The 9,502-nt window shown below is 66.5% G+C and carries 8 protein-coding genes; all 8 read left to right on the forward strand.

Going from position 1 to position 9,502, the window contains the following annotated elements:
• The first annotated feature begins 122 nt into the window (after positions 1-122).
• The 8 genes from gcl (at position 123) to AC0SZ7_RS20500 (ending at position 9,401) form a co-directional block, all read left to right on the forward strand.
• On the forward strand, positions 123-1,898 hold the full coding sequence (gene gcl / locus AC0SZ7_RS20465; RefSeq protein WP_475506100.1) for a glyoxylate carboligase: 1,776 nt from the start codon (positions 123-125) through the stop codon (positions 1,896-1,898).
• Positions 1,899-1,917: 19 nt separating this feature from the next.
• Complete coding sequence (hyi, locus tag AC0SZ7_RS20470) at positions 1,918-2,700, forward strand: hydroxypyruvate isomerase (protein WP_475506101.1); 783 nt, start codon at positions 1,918-1,920, stop codon at positions 2,698-2,700.
• A 110-nt stretch (positions 2,701-2,810) separates the two neighbouring features.
• Positions 2,811-3,701 carry a 2-hydroxy-3-oxopropionate reductase gene (locus tag AC0SZ7_RS20475; RefSeq protein WP_475506102.1) on the forward strand — a complete coding sequence of 297 codons (891 nt, stop codon included), beginning with the start codon at positions 2,811-2,813 and terminating at the stop codon, positions 3,699-3,701.
• 120 nt (positions 3,702-3,821) lie between these two features.
• Positions 3,822-5,096 carry a glycerate kinase type-2 family protein gene (locus AC0SZ7_RS20480; RefSeq protein ID WP_475506103.1) on the forward strand — a complete coding sequence of 425 codons (1,275 nt, stop codon included), beginning with the start codon at positions 3,822-3,824 and terminating at the stop codon, positions 5,094-5,096.
• Complete coding sequence (gene pyk, locus AC0SZ7_RS20485; protein WP_475506104.1) at positions 5,093-6,508, forward strand: pyruvate kinase; 1,416 nt, start codon at positions 5,093-5,095, stop codon at positions 6,506-6,508. The genes AC0SZ7_RS20480 and pyk overlap by 4 nt, the downstream gene beginning before the upstream one ends.
• 87 nt (positions 6,509-6,595) lie before the next feature.
• Positions 6,596-7,444: an urea transporter gene (locus tag AC0SZ7_RS20490; RefSeq protein WP_475506105.1), complete on the forward strand. Its 849-nt coding sequence runs from the start codon at positions 6,596-6,598 to the stop codon at positions 7,442-7,444.
• Positions 7,445-7,483: 39 nt separating this feature from the next.
• Positions 7,484-8,308 carry an ion transporter gene (locus AC0SZ7_RS20495; protein WP_475506106.1) on the forward strand — a complete coding sequence of 275 codons (825 nt, stop codon included), beginning with the start codon at positions 7,484-7,486 and terminating at the stop codon, positions 8,306-8,308.
• Positions 8,309-8,399: 91 nt separating this feature from the next.
• The gene (locus AC0SZ7_RS20500; protein ID WP_475506107.1) at positions 8,400-9,401 is read left to right on the forward strand and encodes a sulfate ABC transporter substrate-binding protein; all 1,002 of its coding nucleotides are present in this window, start codon (positions 8,400-8,402) and stop codon (positions 9,399-9,401) included.
• The last annotated feature ends 101 nt before the right edge of the window (positions 9,402-9,502 follow it).

The following is a 9,502-nucleotide window of genomic DNA, read 5'->3' on the forward strand; positions in this document are numbered from 1 at the left end:
TGGCCCGTAAACGCCATCCCTCGGCAAAAGCGAAAAGGGTTTGACCTGAAGCCGGTGCCGTGAATACACTCGACAAACAAGCCACTTGTATACAATTACAAAACACAAAGAGGCACAAAACCATGAGCAAAATGAGAGCAATCGATGCAGCCGTTCTGGTGATGCGCCGCGAAGGTGTGGAAACCGCCTTCGGCATTCCCGGTGCCGCCATCAACCCGCTGTACTCGGCCCTCAAGAAGGTCGGCGGCATCGACCACGTGCTGGCGCGCCACGTAGAAGGCGCCTCGCACATGGCCGAGGGCTATACCCGCACCAAGGCCGGCAACATTGGCGTGTGCATCGGCACCTCGGGCCCGGCGGGCACCGACATGGTCACCGGCCTGTACAGCGCCTCGGCCGACTCCATCCCCATCCTGTGCATCACCGGCCAGGCGCCCCGCGCCCGCCTGCACAAGGAAGACTTCCAGGCCGTGGACATCACCAGCATCGTCAAGCCGGTGACCAAGTGGGCGACCACCGTGCTGGAACCGGGCCAGGTGCCCTACGCCTTCCAGAAAGCCTTTTATGAAATGCGCTCGGGCCGCCCAGGCCCGGTGCTGATCGACCTGCCGTTCGACGTGCAGATGGCCGAGATCGAGTTCGACATCGATGCCTACGAGCCGCTGCCCGTGACCCGCCCGGCGGCCAGCCGCACCCAGGTCGAGAAAGCCCTGGCCCTGCTGGACCAGGCCGAGCGCCCGTTGCTGGTGAGCGGTGGCGGCGTGATCAACGCCGACGCCAGCGCCAAACTGGTGGAATTCGCCGAGCTGACCGGCATCCCGGTCATCCCTACCCTGATGGGCTGGGGCACCATCCCCGACGACCACCCGCTGATGGTGGGCATGGTCGGCCTGCAGACCTCGCACCGCTATGGCAACGCAACCATGCTCAAGTCGGACGTGGTGCTGGGCATCGGCAACCGCTGGGCCAACCGCCACACCGGTTCCGTGGACGTTTACACCGAAGGCCGCCGCTTCATTCATGTGGACATCGAACCCACCCAGATCGGCCGCGTGTTCACCCCCGACCTGGGCATCGTCTCTGACGCAGGCGCAGCCCTGGACCGCTTCCTGGAAGTGGCGCGTGAGTGGAAAGCCGCCGGCAAGCTGAAAGACCGCAGCGCCTGGGTCGCCGACTGCCAGCAGCGCAAGGCCAGCCTGCAGCGCAAGACCCACTTCGACAACGTGCCGGTCAAGCCCCAGCGCGTGTACGAGGAAATGAACCAGGTGTTCGGCCAGGACACCTGCTACGTCAGCACCATCGGCCTGTCGCAGATCGCCGGCGCGCAATTCCTGCACGTGTACAAGCCACGCCACTGGATCAACTGCGGCCAGGCCGGCCCGCTGGGCTGGACCATTCCGGCGGCGCTGGGCGTGGTCAAGGCCGACCCGAGCCGCAAGGTGGTGGCGCTGTCCGGCGACTACGACTTCCAGTTCATGATCGAAGAGCTGGCGGTAGGCGCGCAGTTCCACCTGCCGTACATCCACGTAGTGGTGAACAACTCCTACCTGGGGCTGATCCGCCAGGCCCAACGCGGCTTCGAGATGGATTATTGTGTGCAGCTGGCCTTCGAAAACATCAACGCCCCCGAGCTCAACGGCTACGGCGTGGACCACGTGGCCGTCGCCGAAGGCCTGGGCTGCAAGGCCCTGCGCGTGTTCGAACCGGCGCATATCCAGCCGGCGCTGCGCAAGGCCCAGGCGCTGATCGAGGAGTTCAAGGTACCGGTGGTGGTGGAAGTCATCCTGGAACGGGTGACCAACATTTCCATGGGCACCGAGATCAACGCGGTCAACGAATTCGAAGACCTGGCGCTGGTCGGCAACGACGCCCCCACCGCCATTTCGCTGCTCGACTGACATTTCCAAGGAGGCTTTCATGCCGCGTTTCGCCGCCAACCTGTCGATGCTGTTCACCGAACAGGACTTTCTCGCCCGCTTCAAGGCTGCCGCCGATGCCGGTTTCAGTGGCGTTGAATACCTGTTCCCGTATGACTTCAACTCCGCCGAGATCAAGGCGCAACTGCAGGCCCATGGCCTGACCCAGGTGCTGTTCAACCTGCCGGCCGGCGACTGGGCCAAGGGCGAGCGCGGCATTGCCTGCCACCCCGACCGCGTCGAGGAATTCCGCGCCGGCGTGGACCTGGCCATCGCTTACGCCCAGGTACTGGGCAACACCCAGGTCAACTGCCTGGCGGGCATTCGCCCCCAGGGCCTGGACTGCGCCACGGTGGAAAGCACCTTCGTCGCCAACCTCAAATATGCCGCCGACAAGCTGCAGGCCGCCGGTATTCGCCTGGTGATGGAGATGATCAACACCCTGGACATCCCCGGGTTCTACCTGACCACCACCGACCAGGCCCTGGCGATCCAGGGCAAGGTGGGCAGCGCCAACCTGTTCCTGCAGTACGACATCTACCACATGCAAATCATGGAAGGTGACCTGGCGCGCACGCTGCAAGCGCACCTGCCGCAGATCAACCACGTGCAACTGGCCGACAACCCCGGCCGCCACGAACCGGGCACCGGCGAGATCAACTACCGCTTCCTGTTCGAGCACCTGGACAAGATCGGCTACCAGGGCTGGGTGGGCTGCGAGTACAAGCCGCTGACCAGCACCGAGGCTGGCTTGCATTGGCTCAAAACGCATAACGCCGTCTGACACCTGTGGGAGCTGGCTTGCCAGCGAGCTTTTCAGAGGCCCCAGAAGCTCGCTGGCAAGCCCGCTCCCACAGTGCCGCATTCACAAAAATAATTAAGAGGCTTCATACCATGGCAAAAATCGGATTCCTCGGCACCGGCATCATGGGCCTGCCCATGGCGCAGAACCTGCAGAAAGCAGGTCACCAACTGTTCCTCTCCACCCACCACGACGCAGCCCCCACAGACCTTGTAGCCGCCGGCGCCGTGGCCCTGGCCAACCCGCGCGACGTGGCCCAGGAAGCGGAATTCATCATCGTCATGGTGCCCGACACCCCGCAGGTGGAAGACGTGCTGTTCCGCGAGCAGGGCATTGCCGAAGGCCTGAGCCGCAACAAGATCGTCATCGACATGAGCTCCATCTCGCCTACCGCCACCAAGGCTTTCGCCGCCAAGGTCAACGCCCGTGGCGCGCAGTACCTGGACGCGCCGGTGTCTGGCGGTGAAGTGGGCGCCAAGGCCGCCACGCTGAGCATCATGGTCGGCGGCGACCAGGACGCCTTCGACCGCGCCCTGCCGTTGTTCCAGAGCATGGGCAAGAACATCACCCGCGTCGGCGGCAACGGTGACGGCCAGACCGCCAAGGTCGCCAACCAGATCATCGTCGCCCTGAACATCCAGGCCGTGGCCGAAGCGCTGCTGTTCGCGGCGAAAAATGGCGCCGACCCGGCCAAGGTGCGTGAAGCGCTGATGGGCGGCTTCGCCTCGTCGAAAATCCTCGAAGTGCACGGCGAGCGCATGATCAAGGGCACCTTCGACCCCGGCTTCCGCATCAGCCTGCACCAGAAAGACCTTAACCTGGCCCTGCAAGGCGCCCGCGAGCTGGGCGTGAACCTGCCCAACACCGCCAACGCGCAACAGGTGTTCAGCACCTGCGCCGCCCTGGGCGGCAGCAACTGGGACCACTCGGCGCTGATCAAGGGCCTGGAACACATGGCCAACTTCAGCATCCGCGACAACTGATACATCGCAGGACCTGTGGGAGCTGGCTTGCCAGCGAGCTTTTCGGGGGCGCAAAAAGCTCGCTGGCCAGCCCGCTCCCACACCTCACTCCAACAACAAGAAATCTTCCGGGAGCCTGCCATGTCAGTCGATCCGCAATCCTTCCTGCGCGAGCTGTTCGCCACGGCCATCGCCGCAGCCCACCCAAGCCAGGTGCTGGAACCCTTCCTGCCCGCCGACCGCAGCGGCCGGGTGATCGTCATTGGCGCCGGCAAGGCCGCAGCGGCCATGGCCGAAGTGGTCGAGCGCTGCTGGCAGGGCGAGGTCAGCGGCCTGGTGGTGACCCGCTACGGCCACGGCGCCAGCTGCCGGAAAATCGAGGTGGTGGAAGCCGCGCATCCGGTGCCCGACGCCGCCGGCCTGGCCGTGGCCCAGCGCGTGCTGCAACTGGTCAGCAACCTCACAGAAAGCGACCGGGTGATCTTCCTGCTCTCGGGCGGCGGCTCGGCGCTGCTGGCCCTGCCTGCCGCCGGCATCACCCTGGCCGACAAGCAGGCCATCAACAAGGCGCTGCTGAAATCCGGCGCCACCATTGGCGAGATGAACTGCGTGCGCAAGCACCTCTCGGCCATCAAGGGCGGCCGCCTGGCCAAGGCCTGCTGGCCGGCCACCGTGCACACCTACGCGATTTCCGACGTACCCGGCGACCTGGCCACGGTCATCGCCTCCGGCCCCACCGTGGCCGACCCCAGCACCTCGGCCCAGGCGCTGGCGATCCTGGCGCGCTACAGCATCGACGTGCCAGCGGCCGTGCGCGACTGGCTGCACAACCCTGAATCGGAGACCGTCAAGGCCGACGACCCGTGCCTGGCGCGCAGCCACTTCCAGCTGATCGCCACGCCGCAGCAGTCGTTGCAGGCCGCCGCCGTGAAGGCGCGCAGCGCAGGCTTCAGCCCGTTGATTCTCGGCGACCTGGAGGGCGAGTCGCGCGAAGTGGCCAAGGTGCACGCCGGCATCGCCCGGCAGATCGCCATTCACGGCCAGCCACTGGCAGCGCCGTGCGTGATCCTGTCCGGCGGCGAAACCACGGTCACCGTGCGCGGCAACGGCCGTGGCGGGCGCAACGCCGAATTCCTCCTCAGCCTCACCGAGAGCCTCAAGGGCCAGCCCGGCATTTATGCGCTGGCCGGCGACACCGACGGCATCGACGGCTCCGAGGACAACGCCGGTGCGGTCATGACCCCGTGCAGCTACCGCCGCGCCGCGCAGCTGGGCCTGAGCGCCAGCGCCGAGCTGGACAACAACAACGGCTACGGCTACTTCCAGGCGCTGGGCGACCTGGTGCTCACCGAACCCACGCGCACCAACGTCAACGACTTCCGCGCCATCCTGATTCTGGAGGCCACCGCGCCATGACCGCCTACAAGAACACCAAGATCCTCGCCACCCTGGGCCCCGCCACCCGTAGCCAGGAAGACATCCGCCAACTGGCGCTGGCCGGGGTCAACCTGTTCCGCCTCAACTTCAGCCATGGCGAGCACGGCGATCATGCCCAGCGCCTGGAGTGGATTCGCGACGTCGAAGCGCAGCTGAACACCCCCCTGGGCGTGCTCATGGACCTGCAAGGGCCAAAGCTGCGCGTCGGCCGTTTCGCCGACGGCAAAGTGCTGCTGCACCGCGGCCAGGCGTTCCGCTTGGACCTCGACACCAGCCCCGGCGACGCGCGCCGGGTGAACCTGCCGCACCCCGAGATCATCGCTGCCCTGCAGCCGGGCATGGACCTGCTGCTGGACGACGGCAAGCTGCGCCTGCAGGTGACCGCCAGGCACGCCGACGCCATCGACACCGAGGTGATTGCCGGCGGCGAACTGTCCGACCGCAAGGGCGTCAACGTACCCCAGGCGGTGCTGGAGCTCAGCCCGCTGACCGCCAAGGACCGCCGCGACCTGAGCTTCGGCCTGGAGTTGGGGGTGGACTGGGTGGCGCTGTCGTTCGTGCAGCGCCCCGAGGACATCATCGAGGCACGCGAGCTGATCGGCGGCCGCGCGCGGCTGATGGCCAAGGTCGAGAAGCCCTCGGCGCTGGTGCACCTGGAAGAGATCGCGCGGCTAAGCGACGCGATCATGGTGGCCCGTGGCGATTTGGGCGTGGAGGTGCCGGCCGAGACCGTGCCGCAGATCCAGAAGCGCATCATCGCCGTGTGCCGCGCGCTGGGCCGGCCGGTGGTGGTGGCCACGCAGATGCTCGAATCCATGCGCTTTGCCCCCGCACCCACCCGCGCCGAAGTCACCGACGTGGCCAACGCCGTGGCCGAGGGCGCTGACGCCGTCATGCTGTCGGCCGAGACGGCTTCGGGCGACTACCCGCTGGAAGCGGTGCAGATGATGAGCAAGATCATCCGCCAGGTGGAAAGCGGCCCCGACTACCAGGCACAACTGGACGTCAGCCGGCCCCAGGCAGAGGCCACCGTGTCGGACGCCATCAGCTGCGCCATCCGCCGCATCAGCGGGATTCTGCCGGTGGCGGTGCTGGTCAACTACAGCGAATCCGGCGCCTCGACCCTGCGCGCCGCCCGCGAGCGGCCACGGGTACCGATCCTCAACCTTACGCCCAACCTGGCCACGGCGCGGCAGCTGAGCGTGGCCTGGGGCGTGCGTTCGGTGGTCAATGACCGCCTGCGGCAGGTGGAGGAAGTGTGCTCCACGGCGCTGGAAATCGCCCAGGCGCAAGGGCTGGCCAGCCGTGGCGACACGCTGGTGATCACCGCAGGGGTGCCGTTCGGCAAGCCGGGCAGCACCAATTCGCTGCGTATCGAAACGCTGGTCTAGAAACCGAGGCTGTGGGAGCTGGCTTGCCAGCGAGTTTTTGGAGGTGCCGAAAAGCTCGCTGGCAAGCCAGCTCCCACAGGAGCACCTATGGCAAGACATCCAACTCACTGCCCCGACTGGGCCACCGCCCTGCTCAACGGCTTCAGCCAGGTGCTGCTGCAACGCAACCCGCTGTGCGGCCTGTGCTGCCTGCTGGCCATACTGGTGGGCGCCCCGCAGCTGCTGGGCGGCGCGCTGCTGGGCGCCGCCAGCGGCCTGCTCGTCGCGCAACGCCGCGGTTACCCGCGCGCGCAACGCCAGGCCGGCCTATACAGCTACAACGGCGTGCTGATCGGCGTGCTGTTCAGCCACTGGCTGCCGCTGGGCCTGACCTTGCCCCTGTTGATCATCGCCGCCAGCGGCCTCAGCAGCCTGCTGCTGGCGCGCTGGCTCAGCTACTGTGCCCGCCCCACCTGCCTGCCCGCCTACACCGCGCCGTTCGTGCTGGCCGGCTGGGCCCTGGCCGTGGGGATCAAACCGCAACCGGGTGACGTCCACCCCTTCGCCCTGCCCGACGTACTCACCGGCCTGGGCCAGGTGTTCCTGCTGCCCAGCCCCCTGGCCGGCGCCTTGATTGCCCTGGGCCTTTACTTGGCCGACCGCCGCGCCGCCCGTTGGGCGCTGCTGGGCTCCGCTGCCGGGCTGGCCTTCGCCTGGCTGCAAGGCGAACCGCCGCTGCCCGGCCTGTATGGCTTCAACCCGGCCCTGGCAGCGCTGGCCTTCAGTGCCCAGCCGCTACGGGCGGTGCTGGCCATCGGCCTGGCGCTGTTGCTGCAACCGGGGTTCACCAGCCTGCCGCTGCCCGGGCTTACCGCGCCGTTCATCCTTGCCTGCTGGCTGGTGCGCGCCGGTGCCCGCGCCACTCTGGCGGAGGGCACCTTGCACAGCCGCCGCTAAACGCCCTAGGCTTGGTCCATGTTCAGGAACCCGGACCTTATGGAAAGCCAACGCACCCTGCGCCAAAAGCTCTACACCATCATCTTCCACAGCGACACCGTGGCCGGCCGGCGCTTCGACACCACCCTGCTGTTCATCATCCTCGCCAGCCTGGTACTGGTGATGGTCGACAGCATCGAGAGCGTGCACCGCGAGTACGCCAGCCTGTTCGCCAACATCGAATGGGCCCTGACCGGCATCTTCGCCGCAGAATACCTGCTGCGCCTGTACTGCTCGCCCAGGCCGCTGCGCTACGCCTTCAGTTTCTACGGCCTGGTGGACCTGCTGGCGATCGTGCCGGGCATCCTCGCCATCTACTACAGCGACGCCCAGTACCTGATGATCGTGCGGGTGATCCGCATGCTGCGCATCTTCCGCGTGCTCAAGCTGCGGCCCTACCTGAGCCAGGCCAACTACCTGCTGGCGGCCCTGCGCGGCAGCCGGCAGAAGATCATCGTGTTCCTGCTCAGCGTGGCCACCCTGGTGACCGTGTTCGGCACCCTGATGTACGTGATCGAAGGCCCCGAGCATGGCTTCACCAGCATCCCCATGGGCATCTACTGGGCCATCGTCACCCTCACCACCGTGGGCTTCGGTGACATCGTGCCCAAGACCCCGCTGGGGCAGATGATCTCGGCGCTGGTGATGATCACCGGTTACTCGATCATCGCCGTGCCCACCGGCATTTTCACCGCCGAGCTGGCCAACGCCATGCGCGGCGAGCGCCAGCAGCGCCCCTGCCCGGTGTGCGCCAAAGGCGATCACGACAGCGAGGCGGCGTTCTGTTCGCGCTGCGGAAATGCCTTGTTTAAAAAAACTCCATAAGCGCTTAACTATTAGGTCTTTGGGGCGTCGACGATGGCCAGCTATAGTTGCTGGCCAATTGATTCCAACGACAACAACAGGGACTTCCACCATGCACAAACTCTTGAGCGCCTCGTTGCTCGCCGCCGGCCTGGGGTTGGCCGGCCTGGTCCAGGCCGCGCCGCCGCCGTTGCTGAACGTTTCCTACGACGTGATGCGCGACTTCTACAAGGACTACAACGCCGCGTTCCAGCAACACTGGCAGGCCGAGCACAACGAGGCGGTCAGCGTGCAGATGTCCTTCGGCGGTTCCAGCAAGCAGGCGCGCTCGGTGATCGACGGCCTGCCCGCCGACGTCATCACCATGAACATGGCCACCGACATCAACGCCCTGGCCGATAACGGCAAGCTGGTGCCCGACGACTGGGTGACCCGCCTGCCCAACCACAGCGCGCCGTTCACCTCGGCCACCGTGTTCATCGTGCGCAAGGGCAACCCCAAGGCCCTGAAAGACTGGCCCGACCTGCTCAAGGACGGCGTGCAGGTGATCGTTCCCAACCCGAAAACCAGCGGCAACGGCCGCTACACCTACCTGTCGGCCTGGGGCTATGTGCTGAAGAACGGCGGCGACGAGAACAAGGCCAAGGCCTTCGTCGGCAAGCTGTTCAAGCATGTGCCGGTGCTGGACACCGGTGGCCGTGGCGCCACCACCACCTTCATGACCAACCAGATTGGCGATGTGCTGGTGACCTTCGAGAACGAAGCGGAAATGATTGCCCGCGAGTTCGGCCGCGACAAGTTCGAGGTCATCTACCCAAGCGTCTCGGCCGAAGCCGAGCCACCGGTGGCCGTGGTCGACAAGGTGGTGGACAAGAAAGGCAGCCGCGCCCTGGCCGAGGACTACCTCAAGTACCTGTGGTCACCGGAAGGCCAGGGCATCGCCGCGCAGAACTACCTGCGCCCGCGTGACCCGGCGGTGCTGGCCAAGTACCAGGACCGCTTCCCCAAGGTCGACTTCCTGTCGGTAGAGAAGACCTTCGGCGACTGGCGCACCGTGCAGAAAACCCACTTCGCCGACGGCGGGGTGTTCGACCAGATCTACACCCAGCAGTGACAACACCCCCGTGGTGGGGGGGGGGGGGGGGGGGGGGGGGGGGGGGGGGGGGGGGGCGGCGGGGGGGGGGGGCCCCCCCGCCACCCCACAGCGGAGGACCG

It is taken from the genome of Pseudomonas sp. JC1203, from assembly GCF_056175065.1.